The 22,458-nt window shown below is 69.1% G+C and carries 21 protein-coding genes and 1 riboswitch; of the genes, 3 read left to right on the top strand and 18 right to left on the bottom strand.

Annotated elements, in window-relative coordinates; all coding sequences use genetic code 11:
* Nucleotides 1-935: 935 nt before the first annotated feature.
* Genes AB0M22_RS43510 through AB0M22_RS43450 form a run of 13 tightly spaced genes read right to left on the bottom strand, consistent with a single transcriptional unit; the run spans nt 936 to nt 14,654 of the window.
* Nucleotides 936-2,087 (bottom strand): LLM class flavin-dependent oxidoreductase, encoded by a 1,152-nt coding sequence (locus tag AB0M22_RS43510; RefSeq protein ID WP_364739339.1) that lies wholly within the window; start codon nt 2,085-2,087, stop codon nt 936-938.
* The gene (locus AB0M22_RS43505; protein ID WP_364739337.1) at nt 2,084-2,890 is read right to left on the bottom strand and encodes a DUF1684 domain-containing protein; all 807 of its coding nucleotides are present in this window, start codon (nt 2,888-2,890) and stop codon (nt 2,084-2,086) included. Before AB0M22_RS43505 ends, AB0M22_RS43510 begins: the two co-directional genes overlap by 4 nt.
* The gene (locus AB0M22_RS43500) at nt 2,887-4,257 is read right to left on the bottom strand and encodes an NtaA/DmoA family FMN-dependent monooxygenase (RefSeq protein ID WP_364739335.1); all 1,371 of its coding nucleotides are present in this window, start codon (nt 4,255-4,257) and stop codon (nt 2,887-2,889) included. The genes AB0M22_RS43505 and AB0M22_RS43500 overlap by 4 nt, the downstream gene beginning before the upstream one ends.
* Nucleotides 4,254-5,381 (bottom strand): LLM class flavin-dependent oxidoreductase, encoded by a 1,128-nt coding sequence (locus tag AB0M22_RS43495; RefSeq protein WP_364739334.1) that lies wholly within the window; start codon nt 5,379-5,381, stop codon nt 4,254-4,256. The genes AB0M22_RS43500 and AB0M22_RS43495 overlap by 4 nt, the downstream gene beginning before the upstream one ends.
* Nucleotides 5,381-5,620, bottom strand: coding sequence for a hypothetical protein (locus tag AB0M22_RS43490; RefSeq protein ID WP_364739332.1), 240 nt, complete (start codon nt 5,618-5,620; stop codon nt 5,381-5,383). The genes AB0M22_RS43495 and AB0M22_RS43490 overlap by 1 nt, the downstream gene beginning before the upstream one ends.
* Nucleotides 5,620-7,296 (bottom strand): ABC transporter ATP-binding protein, encoded by a 1,677-nt coding sequence (locus AB0M22_RS43485; protein ID WP_364739330.1) that lies wholly within the window; start codon nt 7,294-7,296, stop codon nt 5,620-5,622. Before AB0M22_RS43485 ends, AB0M22_RS43490 begins: the two co-directional genes overlap by 1 nt.
* Nucleotides 7,293-8,162: an ABC transporter permease gene (locus AB0M22_RS43480; RefSeq protein ID WP_364739328.1), complete on the bottom strand. Its 870-nt coding sequence runs from the start codon at nt 8,160-8,162 to the stop codon at nt 7,293-7,295. The genes AB0M22_RS43485 and AB0M22_RS43480 overlap by 4 nt, the downstream gene beginning before the upstream one ends.
* Nucleotides 8,155-9,165, bottom strand: a complete 1,011-nt coding sequence (locus tag AB0M22_RS43475) for an ABC transporter permease (protein ID WP_364739326.1) — start codon at nt 9,163-9,165, stop codon at nt 8,155-8,157. Before AB0M22_RS43475 ends, AB0M22_RS43480 begins: the two co-directional genes overlap by 8 nt.
* A gap of 2 nt (nt 9,166-9,167) precedes the next feature.
* A complete protein-coding gene (locus tag AB0M22_RS43470) occupies nt 9,168-10,787 on the bottom strand; it encodes an ABC transporter substrate-binding protein (protein ID WP_364739324.1) in 1,620 nt (539 codons plus the stop codon).
* Nucleotides 10,784-11,896: an LLM class flavin-dependent oxidoreductase gene (locus tag AB0M22_RS43465; RefSeq protein WP_364739323.1), complete on the bottom strand. Its 1,113-nt coding sequence runs from the start codon at nt 11,894-11,896 to the stop codon at nt 10,784-10,786. The genes AB0M22_RS43470 and AB0M22_RS43465 overlap by 4 nt, the downstream gene beginning before the upstream one ends.
* 3 nt (nt 11,897-11,899) lie before the next feature.
* Complete coding sequence (locus AB0M22_RS43460; protein WP_364739321.1) at nt 11,900-12,859, bottom strand: ABC transporter substrate-binding protein; 960 nt, start codon at nt 12,857-12,859, stop codon at nt 11,900-11,902.
* 14 nt (nt 12,860-12,873) lie between these two features.
* Nucleotides 12,874-13,641, bottom strand: coding sequence for an amino acid ABC transporter ATP-binding protein (locus tag AB0M22_RS43455; RefSeq protein WP_364739319.1), 768 nt, complete (start codon nt 13,639-13,641; stop codon nt 12,874-12,876).
* Nucleotides 13,638-14,654 (bottom strand): amino acid ABC transporter permease, encoded by a 1,017-nt coding sequence (locus AB0M22_RS43450; protein WP_364739317.1) that lies wholly within the window; start codon nt 14,652-14,654, stop codon nt 13,638-13,640. The genes AB0M22_RS43455 and AB0M22_RS43450 overlap by 4 nt, the downstream gene beginning before the upstream one ends.
* Before the next feature lie 190 nt (nt 14,655-14,844).
* Nucleotides 14,845-14,939, bottom strand: a riboswitch (SAM riboswitch).
* Nucleotides 14,940-15,329: 390 nt separating this feature from the next.
* On the opposite strand from AB0M22_RS43450, the gene AB0M22_RS43445 reads away from it, so the two are divergent.
* The gene (locus AB0M22_RS43445) at nt 15,330-16,052 is read left to right on the top strand and encodes a hypothetical protein (RefSeq protein ID WP_364739316.1); all 723 of its coding nucleotides are present in this window, start codon (nt 15,330-15,332) and stop codon (nt 16,050-16,052) included.
* Nucleotides 16,053-16,059: 7 nt separating this feature from the next.
* On the opposite strand, the gene AB0M22_RS43440 is transcribed toward AB0M22_RS43445, so the two are convergent.
* The 5 genes from AB0M22_RS43440 to AB0M22_RS43420 all read right to left on the bottom strand — a co-directional run bounded on the left by AB0M22_RS43440 (nt 16,060) and on the right by AB0M22_RS43420 (nt 21,175).
* Nucleotides 16,060-17,229 carry a glycosyltransferase gene (locus tag AB0M22_RS43440; protein WP_364739314.1) on the bottom strand — a complete coding sequence of 390 codons (1,170 nt, stop codon included), beginning with the start codon at nt 17,227-17,229 and terminating at the stop codon, nt 16,060-16,062.
* Entirely contained in the window at nt 17,199-17,945 is a 747-nt protein-coding gene (locus AB0M22_RS43435) for a DUF3153 domain-containing protein (RefSeq protein WP_364739389.1), read from the bottom strand. The genes AB0M22_RS43440 and AB0M22_RS43435 overlap by 31 nt, the downstream gene beginning before the upstream one ends.
* Before the next feature lie 96 nt (nt 17,946-18,041).
* On the bottom strand, nt 18,042-18,860 hold the full coding sequence (locus AB0M22_RS43430) for a carotenoid biosynthesis protein (RefSeq protein ID WP_364739387.1): 819 nt from the start codon (nt 18,858-18,860) through the stop codon (nt 18,042-18,044).
* 103 nt (nt 18,861-18,963) lie between these two features.
* Entirely contained in the window at nt 18,964-20,529 is a 1,566-nt protein-coding gene (locus tag AB0M22_RS43425; RefSeq protein WP_364739312.1) for an NAD(P)/FAD-dependent oxidoreductase, read from the bottom strand.
* Nucleotides 20,530-20,563: 34 nt separating this feature from the next.
* A complete protein-coding gene (locus AB0M22_RS43420; RefSeq protein ID WP_364739310.1) occupies nt 20,564-21,175 on the bottom strand; it encodes a GNAT family N-acetyltransferase in 612 nt (203 codons plus the stop codon).
* Nucleotides 21,176-21,317: 142 nt separating this feature from the next.
* Between AB0M22_RS43420 and AB0M22_RS43415 the strand changes: the two genes are divergently transcribed.
* Nucleotides 21,318-21,758: an SAV_6107 family HEPN domain-containing protein gene (locus AB0M22_RS43415; protein WP_364739308.1), complete on the top strand. Its 441-nt coding sequence runs from the start codon at nt 21,318-21,320 to the stop codon at nt 21,756-21,758.
* A 148-nt stretch (nt 21,759-21,906) separates the two neighbouring features.
* On the top strand, nt 21,907-22,335 hold the full coding sequence (locus tag AB0M22_RS43410) for a DUF3040 domain-containing protein (RefSeq protein WP_150406553.1): 429 nt from the start codon (nt 21,907-21,909) through the stop codon (nt 22,333-22,335).
* The last annotated feature ends 123 nt before the right edge of the window (nt 22,336-22,458 follow it).

Below are 22,458 nucleotides of genomic sequence, written 5' to 3'. Positions count from 1 at the left end.
CGGCTGCCAGCTGCCACGAATCCGCTGCTGTGGGCGAAGTGGCGGTCATCGCCCCGGCGACAGCGGAATCCGCACCCTCTCTCGGGATTTGCACTGCCTTTAGGGCTCTAGTTTCGGTGCGGATCCCGAGAGGGAGTGCGGATGTTGGGGATGTCTGCTCGGGGGAGGTTTCGCGGGGAGGCTCACCGGTGAGGCGGCTGCCAGCTGCCACGAATCCGCTGCTGTGGGCGAAGTGGCGGTCATCGCCCCGGCGACAGCGGAATCCGCACCCTCTCTCGGGATTTGCACTGACTCTAGGGCCGTAATTTCGGTGCGGATCCCGAGAGAGGGTGCGGATCGTCGGGGAGACCGGCGGGTGAGGCGCTCGCAGGCAGGTTCGCCGAAGGCGGCGCTAGGAAACCACCACGAAAACCGCCGCTGACCGACCTGCTCTTGTCCGAAGCGCTTGTGACGGGACCACAGCCAGATGACCACGCTGGAACGACAGACTGCGCGCCTGACGGATAACTAAAGCCGGGTACGGCACACGACGTGCTCAGCACTACTTCAGTGAAAACTGGTGGAGGTCTTCAGTTTTACTGGCCAGGTCACTCTGGGATGTCCTTGGTTGTACCTACCGGGTAGGTGTACCTGCTCTAAGGGGAAAGATTCGCGGTGCGGGCCTGGTCCGTAGTTCTGAAGACTTGTCCCAGGTTTTCACTGGAGTAGTGCTGGGCGCGTCAGGTGGGGTCCCCGGCTTACCTCCCGCAGTCAGATGCGTATTCGTCGAGTTCCGGCGTGGTTACTTGGCTGTGGTCCGGTTCAGAGACGGCAAGGAAGATCGAGTCGAATGGTCGTTCCCGTCATCGAGGGGAGTCATATGGTTGCTGTTGAAGATCATTTAGCGACCATTTGACTCACCTCGATGTCTGTGGGGTGTGCCGCCCCTCCAGTAGTTATGCGGCGCGGGCGGCGCGCAAGCCCCAGGCGTCGGCGAGGAGGCGGTGGGACTCCAGGCGGTCGGCGTGGTGGTGGGTGATGCTGGTGACGAGGAGTTCGTCGGCGCCGGTGACGCGTTGGAGGGCCGCCAGGCGCTCGGTGACGGTGCTGGGGGAGCCGACGAACTGGGTGGACAGGCGGTCGGCCACTAGGCGGTGCTGCTCCGGGGTGAGCGGGGTAGCGGTGGCGGGGTCGAGGTAGTCGGCCGCGCCTGCGCCGCTGCGGATGCTGTGCACCCAGTGGCCGTAGGTGGAGGCGTGATGCTGGGCGGTGGCGTCATCGCCCGCGACGACCACATCCGCTGACACCACGACGTACGGTTCGGCCAGCAGCGCGGAGGGCCGGAAGGCGGCGCGGTAGGCCTCGACGGCGTCCAGGGCGGTGCCGGGCGACACGTGGTAGGCGGCGGCGAACGGCAAGCCGAGTTGGCCTGCCAGCACGGCGCTTTCGCCCCCGGAACTGCCGAACAACCACAGTTCGACCTGTGCGCCCTCGCCCGGAACCGCGTGCAGCGCAACGCCGTCCTTGCTCACGAAGTGGCCGCCGAGCAGCGCGCGGATCTCGTCGACCTGTTCGGCGAAGTCCTGCGGCTGCGCGCCCTCCTGCTGCAGCGCCGCGGCCGAGGCGAGGAACTTCGACCGGTCGGCGACGCGGCCGGGGTCGAACGGCGGCGGCACCACCACGCCGTCCCGGACAACGGTCCGCCCGGTCGCCGTATCGACCTTGGGGTGACTGCCTTTCGGGTGCGACGGCTCCGAGCCGTACTGACTGCGCCGGTGACCGGACCGGCCCAGACCGAGATCGAGGCGGTCGGGATACAGCGCGTCGATCGTGCCGAACGCCTCCACGATCGACGCCGACGTGTGATGCCCGACCTGAACGGCCGCCGACCCCACCCGAATTCGCGAGGTGGCCGCCGCGACGAGGCCGATCAGGGTGATCGACGACGAGCTGGCGACCGACACGAAGTGGTGCTCGGCGAGCCAATAACGGTGGTAGCCCCACTGTTCCGCGTGCTGCGCGAGATCGATGGTGTTGCGCAGCGCCTGCTGTGCGGTCAATCCGGCGCTGACCGGGGACAGGTCGAGGATGGAGAGTGGGACGGTCATGCATTCCTCCCTAGCCGTGGATGCTGCTCGCCCGCCTCGATCGCCACGCGCAGCCGGTTCTCCGCGGGCGCGAGCGGGCAGGTCGCGAAATCGGTGAAGGCGCACGGCAAATTGGCCGCGCGATTGAAGTCGAGGCGCACCGTGCCGTCCGCATCCGGCGCGCCGACCGCGAGCGCGCGGGCCGCCGGATAGGTGGTGATGCCGCTGGTCGCGTCGGTGAACAGCAGACGCAGGTCGCTCGGATCACCGAACGCGACGACCCGCTCGGTCGCCTCGCCGAGGGTGAATTCGATAGTGCCGGAAGCGGTGTGGTGATGTTCGAGGCCGTCGACCACGGCGCCGGTGGTCACCGTGCGCTGCTCGTCGAACGGCGTGAACCGCCCCTGCACCACCCAGCGCGGGTCGGGCGCGTAACTGGGAATGCCGTCGAAGCTGGACAGCGTCGGCGCGGCCGGATCGTGCACGCGCACCGCGTACAGCCCGGTGCGCCGGATCACCTCGAGCACCCGATGTTCGTGCAGCACACTGAGTCCCGGCGCGCCCTCGGCCGGCTTGACGATCTGCACGCCCGCGATTCGCGTACCGTCGAACTCCAGCCGATCGGCGGGCTGGGCGGTGATGAACACCTTGTCGTCGGTGACCCACCAGGTGCCGGGCACGTCCGGCAACCGCTCGGGTTGGTCGGTGAGCCAATGCAATCCGGTCAGGCTGAGGAAGCCCAGCGGATCACGCAGCTGGTCTTCTCTGCTGTCGTGCCAGTGCGCCCACTCGGTTTCGAAAACGGTGCTGATGCTGGTCGTCATGACGCTCGGGCTCCTTCGTGGGCGGTGGTGTGCTGGTGCGGATGGCGCAGACCGAGATGGTCGCGCAGGGTGCTGCCGGTGTATTCGGTGCGGAAACTGCCGCGCTCCTGTAGTTCCGGGACGACCCGGCCGACGAACTCGTCCAGTCCGCCCGGGGTGAGGTGCGGCACGAGGATGAATCCGTCGCTGGCGTCGGCCTGGACGTAGGTGTCGATCTGCTCGGCCACCGCGGCGGGCGTGCCGACGAACTGCTGGCGCGCGGTGACCTCGATGATCAGCTCACGGATGCTGAGCTTTTCGGCCTCGGCCTTGGCCCGCCAGGCCTCGGCGACCGCGCGCGGGTCCTTGGCGTGGCGGACCCGGCCGCGGGTGATGGTGACGTTGTCGGTCGGTTCGACGTCGGGCAGCGGGCCGTCCGGGTCGTAGCCGGAAAGGTCACGGCCCCAGACCTGTTCGAGGAAGGCGATGGCGGTCTGCGGGCCGACCTGCTGACGCCGGATGTGACGGGCACGGTCCTCTGCGTCCTGCGCGGTGTCGCCGAGCACGAAGGTGGCCGCGGGCAGGATCTTCAGCTCGTCCGGTGTCCGGCCGTATTTCGCCAACCGGCCCTTCACGTCCGCGTAGAACTGTTGTCCCGCTTCGAGCGTGCCGTGCCCGGTGAAGATCGCGTCGGCGGCGGCCGCACCGAACTCGCGCCCGTCGTCGGAATCGCCCGCCTGCAACAACACCGGGTGCCCCTGCGGGCTCGGCGGCAGCACGAACCGGCCGGCGATATCGAATTGCCCACCGCGATGCCGGGTTTCGGGGATCTCGCGAGCGAACACTCCGGCGGCCCGATCGACCACCAGGGTGTCGGCGGCCCAGCTGTCCCACAGCTTGCGCGTCACCTCGACCACCTCGGCGGCCCGCTGGTAGCGCTGCGCGTGTTCGAGATATCCACCGCGCCGGAAGTTCTCGCCGGTGAACGCGTCGGACGAGGTGACCACATTCCAGGCCGCCCGCCCGCCGGAGAGATGGTCCAGCGAGGCGAACTGCTTGGCCAGCTCGAACGGCTCGTTGTAGGTGCTGTTGATGGTGCCCGCGAGCCCGAGCTTGTCGGTCACCCCGGTCAGCGCGTTGAGCACGGTGAAGGTGTCCGGCCGGCCGACCACGTCGAGATCGTGGATGCGCCCGAGGTGTTCGCGCAGGCGCAGTCCCTCGGCCAGGAAGAAGAAGTCGAACAGGCCGCGTTCGGCGGTCTTCGCCAGGTGCACGAACGACTCGAAGTCGACCTGGCTCTTGGACGCCGGATCGGCCCAGACCGTGGTGTTGTTGACGCCGGGGAAGTGCGCGGCGAGATGGATCTGCTTGCGTGGTGTGCCGGTCACGACGGCGTACCCTCCTGGATCTTGGTACCTGCATAGCGGCTGACCGGACGCGGCAGCCCGAGACGGTCGCGCAAGGTGCTGGCGGACAATGGCTTCCGTTCCAGCGCGGCGAGGTGCCGGACGGTCGCCGGCACGGCGAGGGGACGCAGCACGACGCCGTCGGCCGCGCCGGAAGCATCGATGGAGCCCAGCAATTCGCGCAGGGTCGCCGGAGTTCCGATGTGGCGCAGGCCGGCCGGGGAGCCGGCGGTCCACTGATCCAGCTGCGCTACCGCACTGTCCGCGTCCGCCGCCGAATCGGCAAGGTGCACTTCGACATCCAGCAGAACGCGCACCACATCCGGATCGCGGTCAGCCGCCCGCACGGCCGTACGTAGTGCCGTCCGCAGCACCCGCGCCGAGTCGAGATCGCTTGCGGCGACCCGGATCAGATCGGCTCGGCGCACCGCGACGCCCGTGCTCTCGTCATCGTGCGCACGGACCGCGACGATCGACTGTCCCTGCGGCGAGCGCGGCGTGATCGACGGCCCCTTCACCGAGAAGTTGTCCCCGGCGAAGTCGATGTAGTGCAACCTGTCTCGATCGATGAACCGTCCGGTGGGCACGTCGCGGATCTCCGCGTCGTCCTCCCAGCTGTCCCACAGCCGGGTGACCACCTCGATCGCCTCGTCCGCCTCGTGCCACAGCGACGCCGCGTCCTGCTCGCCCTTGCGCCCGAAAGCCCGTGCCTGCTCCACACCTTCGGACACGGTGGCCTCCCAGCCGGCGCGCCCGAACGAGGCGAAGTCGAGACTCTGGATCGCCTTGGCCAGATGGAACGGCTCGGTGTGCGTCACCGCGCCCTGCGGCAACAGGCCGATGTGCCGGGTGGCCGCCGCGACCCGGGCGGCGATCGCCACGGCGTCGAGCCTGCCTCGCGCGACACCCGGTCCACCGGGTTGCAACCCGAACGAGTCCGGCAGGAAAACCGCGTCCACACCGGCCGTTTCGGCCGCGGTGACGGCGTCGGACCAATACCCGCCGGTGAACAGATCCTCGGCCCGCGAATCGTCGCGCCGCCACGACGCCGGGTGAATCCCCGTCCCGGCGAGCTCCACCGCCAGGAAGAAGTCGGATTCGGCCATCAGTAGGTTTCCTTCCAATCGAGGCACTGCCGCGCCGCCGGGTGCACCCCGGCGGCGTCCGGCGCGAAGAAGAACGCGTGCTGCCACAGGTCGGTGGCGGCGCTGCGTTCCGGCCGGTGCAGATGGGTGCGCCACCAGCGCTTCGCCCGCGCGGGCAGCGACCCAGGGCGCTCCGGCCTGCTGCGGCAGTGCGCGGTTCGGTCAGAACGGACGAGTATCCGGTAGGTCGAATCCGACATCAGGATGGTCCTTTCGCGACGGCGGGGGTGGGGATGGCCGAGAGCAGCTCGCGGGTGTACTCGTGCTGCGGGTTGTCGAAAATCGCCGCGGTCGGCCCGGATTCGACGATGCGACCGTGCCGCATGACGGCGACGTGATCGCTGATCCGGCGGACCACCGCGAGGTCGTGGGAGATGAACAGGTAGCTCAGCGCCAGCTCGGTTTGCAGCCGGTCCAGCAGTTCGAGGATCTGCGCCTGCACCGAGGCGTCCAGGGCGGAGACCGGCTCGTCGAGCACCAGCAGGTCCGGGTGCAGGGCGAGGGCCCTGGCGATGGCGACGCGCTGGCGTTGTCCGCCGGACAGTTCCGCGGGGCGACGCTGCGCGAAGTGCTCCGGCAACGCCACCTGCTTCAGCAGCTCGGCGACGCGCGCCTGCCTGGCCGTCCGGTCGCCGACGCCGTACGCGCGCAACGGTTCCTCGATGATCGTGCCGACCCGCCAGCGGGGATCCAGTGAGGAGTAGGGGTTTTGGTAGACCACCTGGAACCGCTTGCGCAGCAACCGCAGCCGGGTGCCGCGGACGCGGGTCAGCTCGTGTCCGTCGAAGGTGACCCGGCCGCTGTCGGGTTCGGTGAGCCGCAACGCGATCCGCGCGGTCGTCGACTTGCCCGAACCGGATTCGCCGACCAGCGACAGCGTTTCGCCGCGCCCGAGTTCGAACCCGACGCCGGCGACCGCCGTCACCGACCCGCCGGCCTGCGCGCGGAACCGCTTGCGCACCTCGCGCAGCGCCAGCAGCGGCGCACCCTCGCGCGGCTTGGGCGTCCGGTAGGCGCCCGCGGGCGCCAGGCTCGGCGACGCGGCCAGCAGCCGCTTGGTGTACGGATGCCGGGGCTGGGCGAGCACGGTCGCGGTCGGCCCGCTCTCCACGATCTCGCCGTTGTTCAGCACCACGATCCGGTCGGCGCGCTCGGCGGCCACCGCGAGATCATGGGTGATCAGCAGCACCGCGGTGCCCTTGGCCGCGATCTGGGCCGCCAGCTGATCCAGCACCCGCCGCGCCACCGTGGCGTCCAGCGCGCTGGTCGGCTCGTCCGCGATCACCAGCTCCGGCCGGCAGGCCAGCGCGGACGCGATCAGCACCCGCTGCCGCTGCCCGCCCGAAAGTTCATGGGGGTACTGCACTTCGCGCAGTTCCGGGCGATCGATCCCGGCGTCGGCGAGCAGCTCGATCGCGCGTTCGCGCGCCGAGCGCTTGTCCGCGAGCCGGTGCACCAGCAGCGCCTCGGCCACCTGATCGCCGATGCGCCGCACCGGATTCAGCGACAGCCCGGGGTCCTGCGGCACGAACCCGATCCGCGCGCCGCGCAGCCGCTGCAAGGCCCGCTCGGACCGAGTGTCGACGACGTGCCCGTCGAATGCCACGGTCCCGCCGGTGATCTCGGCATTGGCCCCGAGCAGACCGATCACCGCCTGCGCGAGGGTGGACTTGCCCGAACCGGATTCACCGACCAGCGCCACCACTTCACCACGCGACACACTGAGTGAGACGCCGGCCAACGCGGTGACGTCACCGGAGTCCGACCGGTAGCGCACGCGCAGATTGTCGATCCGCAGCAGCGGACCCGCCTCCGGCCCTGCGGTTTCGGCAGGGGCGTCGATCGGTGCCGCGCGCGGCGAGGAGGTAGTGGTCATGGCTGTTCGTTCCTTCCTACGGCGCGCCCGAGGTGCTGGGCGGCCAAGACGACCGCGATGATGACCAGCCCGGGGAGCGTGGTCATCCACCAGGCGGTGGCGAGGTAGTTGCGGCCCTCGGAGATCAGCGAACCCCATTCGGGGGTAGGGGGTTTCGCGCCGTAGCCGAGGAAGCTCAGCGCGGAGACGGAGAGCACCGCCATGCCGAACTCGACCGCGGCCAGCGCGAGCACCGGCTGGTAGGAGTTGGGCAGCACGTGCCGTAACAGCACCGTGTACCAGCGGACACCGGAAGCCTGTGCGGCCTCGACGTATACGGCGTGTCGCACCCGCAGCACCTCCGACCGCATCACCCTGGCGAAGTTGGCGACCAGCGAAACACCTACTGCGATCGCCACATTCCGGGTACCGAAGCCGAGCGCGGTGACCAGCGCCAGCGACAGCAGCAGCGCCGGAATCGAGAGCAGCACATCGACGAACCGCATGACGACGGTGTCGACGAACCCGCCGACCGCACCCGACAGCAGACCGAGAATCGAACCCGCGATCAACGCGATGCCGACCGCGGCGAGCGTGGCGGTGAGCGAGAGCCCCGCGCCGTGCACCATCCGCGTATACAGATCGCGTCCGAGGTTGTCGGTGCCGAACCAGTGCTGGGCACTGGGGCTTTGGAACTTCTGCGCGGGCACGCCGATCAGCGGATCACCACCGGCGAACACCGAGGGAAACAGCGCCCACCCGACGGCGACCGCCGCGACCACACCCGACAGCACCAGTACCGCGTTGTCGCGCACCCACTTCCAGCGCAGCGCAGGCAGCCGCGGCAGGGCGCCGCTGCGCCGTCCCTCTTCGATGACGTCAACCATGAATTGCCACCCCTTCGGCAGTGCTGCCGATCCGATCGTCGGTCTCCTCGTCCTTCGCCACCCGCCGCGACCGCGTCGCGATGCGCGGGTCGAGCAGCGGATACAGCAGGTCCACCGCGAGATTCACGGTGACGAAGACGACCGAGGTGAGCAGGACGATGCCCTGCACCACCGGAATGTCCTGGGCCAGCACGGCGGTCTGGGTGAGGCGGCCGACGCCCTGACGGGCGAACACCGTCTCCACCACGACCGACCCGGCCAGCATGTTGCCGACCAGCACCCCCGCGATGGTGAAGGTAGGCACGCTGGCCGAGCGCAGCACATGCTTGCGCTGCACCCACCAGCGCGAACCGCCCTTCGCCAGCGCCACATCGACATACGGCTGCCGCCAGGTCGAGGCCAGCCCGGACGCCAGCACCTGGGCGATTACCGCGCCGATGGGCAAGGCCAGGGTCAGCGCGGGCAAAACGGTGCCCGCGAACCCGTGACCACCGAAGGCAGGCGCCAATCGCAACTTGAACGAGAACAGTTGCAGCAGTAGCAATCCGGTCCAGAAGGTCGGCACCGACACCCCGAGTGAGGGGAGCGCGGTCAGGGCCGTCCGCAGCCACGGCCGCCGGGTATAGGTCGACGCGAAGGCCAGTGCCACCCCGCCGACGGTCGCGAAAATCAAAGCCAGCCCGGCCAATCCGAGCGTCCCGGGCAGTGCGCTGCCGATGGCGTCGGTCACCGGCTGCCCGGTGACGATCGAATGCCCGAGATCGCCGCGCACCGCATGCCCGAGCGCGGTCCAATACTGTTCCCACAGCGGGCGATCCAGCCCGTAGCGGGCCTGCAACTCGGCGATGGCGGCCTTGTCCACCGGGGTGCCCGCCCCGCCGCCGTCGGCCGCGATCGAGATCGGGTCGGCGGGCAGCAGGTAGAGCACCACGAACGAGATGGTGAACGCGGCCCACAGCACCCAGATCGCCTGCAGGACCCGCAGAGCCAGATAGCGCGCCATGACTACCGCCCGCTCAGCCAGGTGTCGAAGAACTGGAGTCGCGCCGACGCCTCGAACTTCAGATCCTGCGTGTTGCTGCCCGCGCCGATCGCCTGGGACAGCTCCACCGTCGGAATCAGCAGCCCGGCATCGAGCACCTGCTGCTGCGCGGTGTGGACGAGGCCGTTGCGGACGCCGGTGTCGACGGTGCTCAGCTGCCCGGTCAACGCGTCGTCGAGCGCCGGAATGGGGCCGCGCGCATTGAGATTGCGGCCCTCCAGACCGAACGAGGTGCGCAGGATGTCCCCGTCGGCGCGGGTGGTGTTGCCGTAGGAGCTGTCGAAGTCCTTCGTGTTCTGCCGGGCGGTCTGCTCGGCGATCGACACCAGATCCAGCTTCAGCTCGACCCCGATCTGGCGCAGCTGCTGCTGCACCAGCTCGATGATCGCCTGATTGCCGCCGAACACCTGACTGAACACCACCGAGAAGGACAGCCGCTCACCGTTCTTCGCCCGGATGCCGTCCCCGCCGGGCACCCAGCCGGCCTGGTCGAGAATGCCGCGGGCCTTGGCCGGGTCGTAGGCCAGTCGCGCGGAAAGATCCTCGTAGCCGGGTGTGCTGCTGGCCAGGGGACTGGTCGCGGGCTTGAACTGCGGCCCGAGCACGGTGTCCACCAACTGCTTCCGGTCGATCGCGGGCAGCAGCGCCTGGCGCACCGCCGGATCGCGCAGCGGCCCGCGGGTCACGTTGGTCTGGAAGCCGAACGGCACACCGGGATTCGCGGTGCTCAGCACCCGGCCGCCGGCCGCCTCGATCTGCGGTGCGTCCTGCGGCAGCGCATCGCTGATCGCGTCGAGCTGACTCGACGCGAGACTGCCGGTGCGCACGCCGGATTCGGGCACCACGGTGAACTCGATCTTGTCCAGGTAGGCCTCGCCGCGATGCGCGAACACGGCCGAGCCCCACTGGTACCCGGCACGTTTGGCCAGCGTCGCCGACGCGTCCTGGCGGTAGCTCGCGTAGGTGAACGGACCGCTGGCGATGTTGTCCCCGAGGCAGCGCTGCTCGGCCGGCTTGGCGGTGGTGGCCTCGGCCTGGATCCCGAGCTGGGTGGTTGAAGTCGCCTGCAGGAACTGTGCATTGGGCTTGCTGAACTCGACCCGCGCGGTCAATCGGTCCACGGCCGTGGTGCCGACATAGTTGGTGAGGTAGCTCGAGGCCAGTGCCGCTTTGGCCCCGCCGAGCTTGATCACCGAATCGAAGGTCTGGCGCACCGAGTCCGCGGTGAACGCGGTGCCGTCGCTGAAGGTGACGCCGTCGGTGAGGTGGAAGGTGAACACCTTCGCGTCCGGGGTGACCTCCCAGCTCTGCGCGAGCCACGGCTTCAGCTCACCGGTCTTCGGGTCCTGGTCGGTAAGCGAATCGACGATCTGTCTTGTCACATACAGGGTTTGGTTGGTGCCCGACTGCGCGGGATCCGAGCAGGTCGGCGCCTGCGACAGGCCGTAGCGCAGGGTGCCGCCCGGCTTGGGCGGTCCGGCGTCGCCGCCGGGTGCGGCCGAATCGGCGCCGCAGGCGGTCACGGCGGTGGCGGCCGCGAGGGCGCCGGCCAGCGCGACGATTCGGTGGCGGGTGCGAATCACGAGGTAACTCCAGAAGTTTCGGCGCGGACGGGTTCGTCGCGCGGGTCGAGCTCGGCGGTATCGGCGCCGGTGGCCAACGGGCGGCTGGGAATTCGGCGGCGCAGCTCCGGCGCCACCTCGGTCTGGAACAGCGCGAGGCTGTCCAGGTAGTCGAGCTCGGGGCGGCCGTCGCGCTCGGCGGACAGGTGGATCACCTCGTGGCCGAACTGCTCGTGCTGCCGGCCGACCTTGTCGATCACCTGCTCCGGGCTGCCGACCAGAGCCGAACTGCGCGTGACGAAGTCGTCCAGGGTCTCGAACACCACCGGCAGGCCGAGCTTGCGCGCCAACGCGAGTCGCGCCTCGAAGATCGGCCGGTACGTCTCCTGAGCCTGCTGCGAACTGCGGGCCACATGGAAGCCCGCCGTGCCCGCGCCGACCAGCGCGTCGGCGGGGTTGTGCCCGTAGAACTCCCAGCGCTCCCGGTAGTGGCGAACCAGTTCGGCATACGGCTCGATCGGGTTGGTCACATTCGCCGAGAACAGCGGATCACCGTGGCGCGCGGCGAGTTCCACCGAATCCCGGCTGGTCGCACTGCCGTGCCAGATCCGGATCTTCGGCTGCCACGGCCGCGGCAGTGCCTTGGCGTCCTTCAACTCCGGCCGGAACCGGCCCGACCAGGTGACGCTGTCGCTGTCCCAGAGCGCCCGGAACAGGTCGTAGCCTTCGCGATTGCGGTCCCACTGGTCGTCGGTGGTGACGTGGAACAGCTCGGCCTGTGCGGCCCCGTTGCCCTTGCCGATGATCAGCTCCAGCCGCCCGCCGGACAGGTTGTCCAGCGTCGAGTAGTCCTCGAAGGCGCGCACCGGATCGAGCAGGCTCAGCGTGGTGACCGCGGTGAACAGCGTGATGCGAGACGTGACGGCGGCAATGTGGCTGAGGATCACCGGCGGTGCGGCGGACAGGAACGGATCCTCGTGCCGCTCACCGACGGCGAAGCCGTCGTAGCCGAGATCCTCGGCGAGCCTTGCCTGTTCGACGACATTGAGCAGTCGTTCTCGGGTGCCGGGCAGCCGGCCGGTGCTCGGGTCCGGCACCCGGGTGACGAGGGTGAAGAGTAGGAATTTCATGTCTCACCGCTGCTTCGGTAGTCCGGGCGGGTTGACCCGCGACTCGGTGACCTGCTCGGTCTTCAGGCCCCACCGATCGATCACCTGCTGGTAGGTGCCGTGCTCGATGGCGTAGTTCAGCGCGTGCTGGACGGCGGTGATCAGCCCGTTGTTCTTCTTGGTGAGCACCGCGATCTCGCCTTGCAGCGCATCGCCCGCGCCGGAGAAGGTGGCCAGGATCTTGGTCTGGTTCGCGGTGGCCGAGTGATAGATCGCGGTCGGGTTCGGGCCGATGTAGGCGTCGAGCCGTTGTGAGGCCAGCGCCAGGTAGTAGTCGCTGGTCTGCTGGAAGTAGGCGATGTCGATGGGCGCCAAGCCGTCCGCGCGATTCTGCTCGTTCCACTTCACCAGCAACTGCTCCTGGTTGGTGCCGGTGCCGACGCCGATTCGCTTGCCCGCCAGGCTCTTGCGGTCCTTGTAGTCGAGGGTGCTCTGCTTGGGCACCTCGAGCGCGACGGTGTCGTTGCGGTAGGTGGCGAAGTCGTACTTCTCCTTGCGCTCCTCGGTCACCGTCACGTTGGAGATGAACGCGTCCACCTCACCGGAATCGATGCGCACGAAGTTCTGCGACCAATCCGCCACCTGCACAGCGAGTTTCAGGCCGAGCACGTCGGCGACCAGCGAGGCGAAATCGACCTCGGAGCCGACCACGGTCTTGTCGTCGTTGGCATAGAAGCGCAGCGGCGGCGCGGTGCCGGAAGCGCCGGTCACCACCAGGGTGCCGCGATCGCGAATGGCCTGCGGCACCTCGGCGGCGATGCTGTCCACCTTGGCGGCGCGCACCCGGCCGGTCTGGGCGGCGGAGAGGTCGAAGGTGATCGCACCGGCGGGCTGGGCCGCGGACTCCGCTTCGGGATCGGTGCAGCCGGTGGCCAGCAGTACGACCGCGGTCGCGGCGGCGGTGGCCAGGGCGGAGAGCTTCATCGGATACCTGTTCATCAACGGACTCGGGAAAGGAAGGCGCGGGTGCGCGGGTGTTCGGGATGGTCGAGGACGACCTCGGGCGGCCCCTGTTCGACGATCGCGCCGGCATCGAGAAACACCACGGTGTCGGCGATTTCGCGGGCGAAGCCGATCTCGTGGGTGACGATCACCAGTGCGGTGCCGCCGTGCGCGAGGTCGCGGATCACGTCCAGGACCTCGCCGACCAGTTCGGGGTCCAGCGCGGAGGTGGGCTCGTCGAACAGGATCACGCGGGGGCGCAGGGCAAGTGCCCGCGCGATCGCGACGCGCTGCTGCTGCCCGCCGGAGAGCCGGCGCGGGTAGGCGTCGGCCAGCTCACCGATGCCGACCCGGTCCAGCAGCACCCGCGCCTCGGCCTCGACCTCTTTGCGGTCGCGCCGTTGCGCGGAAAGCGGTGCGATGGTGACGTTGTCGAGCACGGTCAGATGCGGGAACAGGTTGAACTGCTGGAAGACGAACCCGATGCGGGAGCGCTGCTTGCGCACCTCGCGGTCGGGCAGCGCGTGCAAGGTGTTGCGGCGCAGCCGATATCCGATCAGCTCACCGTCGATGTGCACGGTTCCCGCGTCCAGCGACTCCAGGTGATTGACCACCCGCAGCAGCGTGGACTTGCCCGAACCGGACGGGCCGATCACCGTGACCACCTCGCCGGAGCGCACGCTCAGGTCGACGCCGCGCAAGACCTCCTGCGCGCCATAGGATTTGCGGACGCCGCGGACCTCGACGGCGAGTTCGGTGCTCATCGGGTCGCTCCTCGCGGTGCGGTGGAACCGGAATCGGCGATCTCGCGCAGCTTCTGCCAGGCCCGCTGGGTGGGCGACGGCGGTGGCGTGCGCTGCGTGCCCTTGGCGTAGTGGCGCTCGATGTAGTACTGCGCCACCGAGAGAATGGTGGTGAGCACGATGTACCAGGCGGTGGCGACCAGCAGCAGCGGCACCACCCGGCCGTTACGCCCGTAGATCACCTGGACCTGGTAGAACAGCTCGGCGATCGCCATCACCGACACGATCGAGGTGCCCTTGAACAGGCTGATCACCTCGTTGGTCGCGTTGGGCAGGATCGAGCGCATGGCCTGCGGGACCACGATGGAGCGGAACTGGCGCACCTTCGGAATGCCCAGCGCGGCAGCCGCTTCCAGCTGACCGGCGTCGACGGAGATGATGCCCGCGCGGATGATCTCGGCCGAGTACGCCGCCTGATGCAGCGCGAGCCCGATCACCGCCGCGGTGAACCCGCTGATCACGCCGTTCACCTCGAAGGTGAAAAACGCGGGGCCGAACGGGATTCCGACCGAGAGCGTGTTGTACAGGTAGGCGATGTTGAACCAGAACAGCAGCTGCACGATGAGCGGAATCGACCGGAACGCCCAGATGTAGCACCACGAGATCACCCGCAGCACCGGATTGTTCGACAGCCGCGCGATAGCCAGCGCGGTGCCGAGCAGGAAGCCGAGCGCGGTGCCCCAAGCGGTGAGCTCCAGCGTCACCTTCAGCGAGGCCAGCACCGACTTCGCGGTGATGTACTTCGCGAACGTCGGCCAGTCCCACCCGGGATTGGTGACCAGGCCGTGGACGAACTGGGCCAGCAGGATGAGCGCGACGGCGCTGATCACCCAGCGCCACGGGTGCCATTGCTTGGCCACCTTCGGCGCGGGATCCGCCGTTGTCGCGGCGGATTCGTCCGGTACCGGGTCGAGCACGGGTTCGGATCGGACGGCGGCCTTGTCGACGGCATCGGGTGCAACGGATGCACTCATGTCGTGGTCCTTCGGAAGAACGAACGAGACCGCGCCACATCGGGCCGCGGTCACACCACCCGGCCAGCGACGGGTGCAACAGCCTGGCTGCGGGTCAGCCCCGACAGCTCGCGGATGTCACCTTGCATTGATCGATATGTCGACGGCCCCAACGGGTGCCACGGGCAGCAGCGGTTCGCACTTCGGTTCTCCTCCATCGGTCCCGGCGGAAGCACCCGCACCCGGTGAACCGGGGGGTTGCTGCGACGTCGACGAGCCAGGTCTCTCGGTCGCTCTGGATGGTTGTCGCCGATCCGGACATCGGACGATGCCAGGGTCGAGCCGAATTATCATGCCCAGCAGGGGAACCCTTAGACAAGGGAAGCAATCACCGTGAGCGTAGATCTTGCCGCGGCCCGGTTTGCCGGGTAGGTCGGATAGCCGGATATGCGCTGGCGCAGTCTGATCGGTGCCGGTCGACTTTCGCAGTGCGGGCGCTCACGTACTCGGGCGGCTCCGCCGGGAAGCAGCATACGGGCAACCGGAGGCCGCGGAGTGCGGACCCCACAAAACCAGGCGTTGCGGTCGCGGCCCTGGGGACACGCCGATAGCTTGCCGCAGGCAATAAAGCCAGTTCAGCGCGTTTGCCGGAGTACCGTCAGCCTTCGATTGCGTCGACGATGAGAAGAGGTCTCCGTGGCCGTAGTGCGCCGTCTGACCGTATTGTCCGCTGTCGCGACCTGCTCGGTCGCGCTGGCGCTCGCGGCCCCGACCGCGGGCGCGGCCCCGACGCCCCCTGCCGCTCCGGTCCCGCCGGTGGTCACCGACCGTTCCGGGCAGAATGGCGCCGTCGCGCCCGGCGACCTGTTCGGCGTCTACAACGCCGCGATCGACGGCCTCCGCGCCTTCGGCATGCAGCCGTTCCTCTATCCGACCGCGGCCGCGTACTGCCTCAACGGCAACTCCCTTGGTCTCGCCCCGGCCGTGGCCGGCGCGGTGCCGGGGCCGTGGCCGAAGACCTCGGTCACCATCCCCGGACTCGACCTGTCCGCCGTGAAGGCGGGGCAGACCATGTTCACCTTCGTCCCGTACGGCTTGAACCAGGACGGACCGGACACTACCGGCATGCAGGTGGCCTGGTTGAACGTGACCAGCGGGCGCGGCGGACTCGCGTCGATGGGCCCGCTGTCCACCATCCTGCGCGCGATGATCCCGGCCGAGGTGCCGATCGCGCTGCGCCCCATCGCCGAACGCGCGATCCAGGACTTCTTCTTCGCCGCCCTCCCGATGGGTGGGGTGCGGGCCGTGCCGGTCGATACCGGGCAGGGCACCGTGCTCGCGGCGGTCTTCGGCACCGTCGAGAACGGTGGTAAGTCCTGCTTCTTCCTGCCGACGGTGGGGATCACCGAGGTTCCGTAGGCGGTCGTTATGCGTTGAGCGCGCGGTCTTTCCAGCGCAGGGTGCCCCGTCGTCGGGCGCGCTGGGAGCGTGCCCAGAGCGTCGAATAGGCGGCCACCGAGAACGGATGCGCCAGCGCCGCAAGGACATCGGCAGCGCCGAGCGTGCGGGTTTCGAGTGAGCGCGCCAGCAGTCTGCCGGAGACGGCCGCCGCATAGCCGAGCACCCCTGTGCGGCGCACAGCGCCTCGGCCCAGGAGAGCCGCCAGCGGTGGAACCCAATAGGCCAGGGCGGCAACCGTTCCCACGGCCGCGCCGCCCGCCATGGTGCCGCCGTACGCGGACCACAGCCAGCGGGTGTAACCGGCGTCTAGTTCGGCAGTGCTCTCGTACATTCGAGTGCTCGCCATGCGCCCCGCGGCGACCAACACGGTGGGTTGGCCTGCGCGGCGCAGTATTCGGGCGATGTCGAGGTCTTCGGTCACGCTGGCGGCCACCGCGGCGTGCCCGCCGATGGCGCGATAAGCGGCGGTGTCGAAAACCAGAAACTGGCCGCAGGCAACGGAAGTCGACGGCCGCAGGCTCCGGTTGGCCAGCGCGATCGGTAGCGTCGCCGCCCACGACCAAGCCAGCAACGGCTGCACCAAGGCCTCGGTCACCGACTCGGCCCGTTGCCTCGGCCACGGAGACACCAACGCGACCCGGCGCTTCCGCAGTTCGGTGACCGCCGCTGCAATCGCGCCAGGCGCCAGCCGGACATCCGCGTCCACGAAGACCAGAACGGGCGCGACCACCGAATCGGCCAATCGCGCACACGCGGCGGCTTTACCGGTCCAGCCCGACGGGGGTTCGGTGTCGTTGCGCAACACCGTGATTCGCGGATCATCGCCGGCGGCATCGATCGCGGCAGCGAAGGTGTCATCGCTCGACGCGTCATCGAGAATCACGACACTCATCCGCGCGACCCCACGCTGCGCCCGCAGATCCGCGATCAGCCCGGGTAGCCGCGCGGCCTCGTCCCGGGCCGGTACACATACCGCGACCGGCTCGATCACGCTGGTCGCGGTATTCGCCAACTGGCGCACCGTGATTCGGTTGCCGAGCGCGATCCCCGCGCCCAGCACCGCGATCCCGGTGCCGGCCCGAACCGCGCTCAGCCGAACGGAATTCAGCGGTTCTGCTTGACCGATTTCCACCACCGGCTCCAGGAGAGGCCGGTGGGCGCGCCCGGCGCGGGCGGGTTGCGGTCCATGTAGGCCATGGCCGCGATGATGGCGGCGACGGCGAGGGTGATGCCGCCGACGATGCCGGCCCAGCCGGCGAACGAGCGGGTGTTCGGGTCGGCGTAGCTGACCTCCGCGCGCAGCGTGGAGACGTCGCCGGCGGGCAGCTTCCAGGACACGATGTTGTCGCCCTCGCGGTTGCCGTTGGTCTTGGCCACGCGGGCGGGGAAGGCGATGGTGAACTGCACGTCGGAGCCGTGCGGCGGCACGGATTTCAGGTCGACCCGCCCGGTCAGGCTGACCAGGTCGCCGGCCCGCTGGAATTGCAGTTGGAACATGCCCTGGGTTTGCTCGGACAGCTGGCCGAGCTGGCCGACCTCGCCGAACGACATGTCCTCGAAGAACACCTGACTGCCGACGTACCCGTCCTGGGAATAGGACTCCACCCGGACCTTCGCGGCGAGCGAGTCCGGCGCCTTCAGCTGCGGGCCCTTGTCATTGGGTTCGGCGGGCACCACCGCGGCGACGATCCGCCCGGAGACGCGGTCGTTGGACGAAACACCCATCGACACCTGCACCCGCAGGCAACCCGCGAGGACGGGCGCCAGCAATGCCGCAAGCAGAACGGCCGCGGCGACGCGCACGCCAAGGCGGCGGGTCCGCGGCGACGGTAGTACCGGGGCATCGGGCATCGTGGTGACGGGACTCGGCTGCACGGGGACATCGTGCCAGGCCATCCGTCCAGATGCCCACGCGACGGGCGGAACGAGCCTCGCGATGTGTCGCGGCTAGCCCGCCTGCTCCGGTCGCGAGCGGGAAAAGCACAGGTGACGCAGCAGCGGGAGGCCCAGAACGGCCAGCCCGACGCCGCCGTAGCCCGCCGAAACCGGCAGACCGAGAAACACGGCGTGCGCGAGCGCGGAACCGAGCCAGGTCCACAGGAAAACCGCCACCGGTACGGATATCGCGGAAACGTTGTCCAGCCCTGCTGACGGATTCGGCGGGATATCCAGCCCCACTGACACGGGCGCCACCCGATCCAGGACGGTCAGCAACACACCCATCAGCAACGCCACCGTGAACCAGCCGAGATAATTCGTGACCGGAATCTCCGCCAGGCCGGGCAGTCCCGAGCCGGTGTCGCACCAGGTCCACTGCCCGTCGGCGACCATCTGCGGGTCGAGGAAAAGATCCCAGCCCACCGCGCCCACCGCCGTCAGCCCGATCCGCGACAGCGCGCGGCGCGACAGCAGCCCCGCGACCACCCAGACCGGATACAAACCACCGGTCCACGCCAGCGGAACCACCAGCGGCACCCCACTGAGCGCGGGCCCCAGCCGATCGACCGCGTACGCGTAACACCCGAACGGCACCCCCGTCGCGGTACCGACGACCTCCGCGACCAGCCCGAGCCCCGACACGATCACCAAAAACCCGGCCGCATAACGAATCCCGCGCGTCGCCGCCGCATGCGCCAACGCCGTACCCGCCGACAGCAACACGACCACCACAGTGACCCGGTCCCGCGCATCGCCGGACGTCAGCGGATAGGCGATCTGCACCAGCACCAGCACCACCGCAAAGCCAACCGGCGCAAACTGACGCACTGTCCCATGTGCGCCACTCACAGCCGCACGCCTTCTGATTTCCCGCACCCAGAATCGCATGCGAATTTCGGTGCGGGAAATCGAAAGTGGTGCGGCTGCACGGTCATCGCTTGCGCAGCAGCGGGAATCGACTGCGGCGGAGGTCGCGCAGGGCCAGGTTGGCGGCGCTGCGGCCGCTGGCGCCGGAGACGCCGCCGCCTGGATGTGTGGACGCGCCGGTCAGGTACAGCCCGGGCGCGCCGGGGACGCGTTGCCCGGACAGCTCGGGCAGCGGCCGCCACAGCATCATCTGGTCCAGCGACATCTCCACGTGCATCACATTGCCGCCGAGCAGGCCCATCTCCCGCTCCAGATCGACCGGTGTCTGCACGAACCTGCGCAGCACCGAATCGGCGAAACCCGGTGCGTAGGAGTCGACTTCGGCGATGATGCGATCCGCCTCCCGCTCGGCGTGCGCGGCCCACTCGCTGCCGTCGGCCAGCCGATACGGATGCCACTGCGCCCACAGCGAGAGCTGATGCTCGCCGGGCGGCGCGATACTCGGGTCCAGTGCGCTGAAACTCATCGCCAGCACGACCGGCCGCGGCGGCAGATCACCGGCCGACGCGGCCCCGTGCGCGAGCCGCAGCTGCCGCCGGTCGGACACGAGAAACTGGAGGCCACGGGCGGATTCGCCGACCGAGCTGCCGGGATAACTCGGCAGCGACCGGGTCGCCACCCGCACCACCATGCCGATTCCCGGCCCGACCCGGATGCGCCGCCGCCAGTCGTCGAGCACGGCGGCGTCGAATCCGCCCGCGCGCAACAGATCCAGCGTGGTCAGCACATGCGAACCCGCGATGACGGTGTCGGCGTGCAGGTTTCGCCCCGACGCGGTGCGCACCCGCCAGCCGTCCCCCGCGCGCCGCAGCGCGGTCACCGCGTCACCTGCCGTGACCACCCCGCCATCGGCGCGCAGCCGCTGCACCAGCGCCGCGGACAGCGCCCCGCTGCCGCCGACCGCGCGGCCCGGCGGCAGCGTGTGCATCAGCGCGGCGAACCCCACCATCGGCGCGGTGCCCGGTTCGGACATCGGGGGACCGGACTGCGCACCGAACCAGGCCAGCGACGCCTTGAGTCGTTCGTCACGAAAATGCTTGTCCAGCAACGCATCCCCGGACTGCAGGAACTCCCGCGACAGCGCGCTCCCGCCGTCCTTCGCGTCCAGCCCCCAGAACGAGCGCAGCAGCCGCCCCGGCGTCGGCCCGCCGCCGAACGCGCGCATCACCCTGGCGCTGCGCGGACCCCACACCTCGACGAACCGCCGATAGGCCACGGCATCCGATTCGCCACAGGCGGCCGCGATCGACGCACAGGTCGCCGCCAGATCCCGATGGAACACCAACGGTGCGCGCCCATCGATGCCCGGCGTGAAACCCCAAGGGTCGCAATCGATATACCGCAGCCCGAAGCGATCGAGTTCGAGTTCCTCGATGATCCCGGTGTGGCGCACCATGATGTGCGCGGACGACCCGCGATCGACCAGATGCCCGGGAAACCGTTCGACCGTCGACACCGCACCGCCGAGCACCTCGTCGCGCTCGAGCACCTCCACCGCGTGTCCGGCCCGCGCGAGATAGCAGGCGGCGACCAGCGCGTTGTGCCCCGAGCCGACGACAACGACCGTCACGTGACCCTCACGCCGGTACCCCGAAGCCGCAGCGTCACAGCGGCAGCCGCCGTCCGAGGATGGCGAACGGCCGATTGTCGCCCGCGAACACGAAATTCCGTACCACGTCGGTGAATTCCTGTCGCCGATACAGCCGCCAGGCCCGGTTGTCCTCGCCGGCCACCTCCGGGGTGGACAGCAGCACCGCCTGTTCCGGCCGATCGCGCAGCAGCCGTTGCAGCAGCGTGCCGCCGATGCCGAGCCCCTGCGCCGACGGGTGCACGTGCAGCTCGGTCAGCTCGAAATAGTCCGAAAGCAGTTCGCGCGTCGAATGTTCCGGCCAGCCGGAGCGCCGCATGCCGCTGTGCACCTGCTGGTGCCACCACTGGTGCGCGGCGCCGCGGTAGCCGTAGGCGATGGCCACGATCGGCGAGGAGCGTAGGTCGACGTGTCCCGAATCGTCGGGCACCACCGCGGCGACGGCCTGCCAGCCGGGGCGGGTGGTGTGCTCGGTCCACATCGGCGCGCGATGGTGTTCGGTGCCGCGCGGATAGTCCATCGCCGCGACATACACCGCCAGCGCATCGTGCAGCCGGGAGCGCAGTGCCGCGACGGAGAGGTCGACGACGACAGGTGCGGGGGTGTGATTTGGCTTGACGGCGGTCATGGCTCTCGTCGGGTCCACAGCGGGCGCGGAAGTTTGTCGGTGGGTGTCTCTATATTCAAACTCAATTCAAACGTTCGAATGCCTGTTCGATCACACCAAGGCGGTGTTGGCCACGGGCACGCGATGGCGGAGGGACTCCGAGATGTCTGGTCGGGTCGAATATCCGGGACAGCCCGGTCGGGCGGGCAAGCTGCTGCAACGGGCCGACGGCCTGCTCATGCAGGCGGCGGGGGAGCGGGACCCGCGCGAGCGCTTCCGCGCCGCGTATATCGCCGCCCTACGCGGGGCGGGCGCGGTGATCGCACTCACCGGCGCGGACAGCGCGCCGCGGGCTCGTTCGCGCAACGCGTGGGTGTTGTTGCAGTCCGCCGCGCCCGAGTTCGTCATGTGGTCGGATTACTTCAGCGCACGGTCGGAGACCAGGGCCGCACTGGAGGCCGGGCTCGATCGAGACATCGATGACGACGAGGCCGACGAGTTCTATTCGCGGGTAGGAGCATTCCTGCACGACGTCGAAGATCTCCTTAGCGCATCGGCCCGGTTGCGCCCCGCACCGGGGTGGACAAACGGCATGACCGGATAGTGACCGGCGGCACGCCCACATAGTTATGGGCGACTAGGTGGTACGGCCCTGATCGAACTCGTATCATTGGTGTCAGATAGCCGCCAAGGTCGGCTATCAGGTCGCCTACCCGGAGGCGACAGCCACGCCTAGTGCCGGGGGAGGTACCGTGCCACTCTCCGAGCACGAGCAGCGCATGCTCGAACAGATCGAGAGCGCGCTCTATGCTGAGGATCCGAAGTTCGCGTCGTCCGTCCGCGGCGGGCGCCTTCGCTCGACCTCGAGTCGTCGCAGACTCCAGGCCGCGGCCTTGTTCGTCCTTGGTCTGTTCCTACTCGTCGCCGGCATCGCCGCTCCTGTGAAGCCCGGCGGCTTCCCGATCATCAGTCTGGTCGGATTCATCGTCATGTTCGCGGCCGGCGTACTGCTGCTGGTCGGCACGTCCAAGGGCATGGCGAAGGGCGATCGGGCCGGCGGCGACGCCACGCCCGGCGGTCCGAGCGGTGGAACGGCCGGACCACGTGGGCGCCAACGCAAGTCCGGTGGTTTCTCCGAACGCATGGAGGACCGATTCCGGCGACGGTTCGAGCAGGATTAGCCCGCTCGTAGCCTGACATCTTCAGACAGACGGCGACGCCGCACCGATCCGGTGCGGCGTCGCCGTCTTGCGTGTGGATAACCACGGTCCGTCGGTGATCTCCGCGCGGGGGCGCGCGACACT

Source organism: Nocardia sp. NPDC051756 (assembly GCF_040681495.1).
Lineage (GTDB): Bacteria > Actinomycetota > Actinomycetes > Mycobacteriales > Mycobacteriaceae > Nocardia.
This window is presented reverse-complemented; position numbering and strand designations above follow the sequence as displayed.